The organism is Aquimarina mytili, from assembly GCF_016735115.1.
GTDB classification, from domain to species: domain Bacteria; phylum Bacteroidota; class Bacteroidia; order Flavobacteriales; family Flavobacteriaceae; genus Aquimarina; species Aquimarina mytili.
Genome location: NZ_JAERQJ010000034.1, coordinates 1 through 281, shown reverse-complemented (window position 1 = coordinate 281; position 281 = coordinate 1). Strand labels below are relative to the sequence as shown.

Genomic DNA, 281 nt, shown 5'->3' with positions numbered 1-281 from the left:
AGGAGTTGAGTTATAACATAATCTCTAAAACCAAAGTTATGAAAACCAATTCAAAATTCATTGGGATTGATGTTAGTAAAAAAACATTAGACATCTGTATTTTATCTGATCGAAAGGAGTTCTTTAAAATTGATAATACCCCACAATCCATTGAAGAATTTTTCACTGGAAACCTATCTAAAAAAACTACCCATTATGTATGTATTGAAAACACAGGAAAATATGGTTGGGCTTTAATGAAACTAATGCCTGAATTTAACTGTTTATTTTATGTTGTTAAT

General features: G+C 28.1%; 1 protein-coding gene. It reads left to right on the top strand.

Annotated features, from left to right (window positions below; translation table 11 throughout):
• Positions 1–38: 38 nt before the first annotated feature.
• The coding region (locus tag JJQ60_RS21895; RefSeq protein WP_201924776.1) for an IS110 family transposase at positions 39–281 on the top strand (243 nt) is incomplete at its 3' end.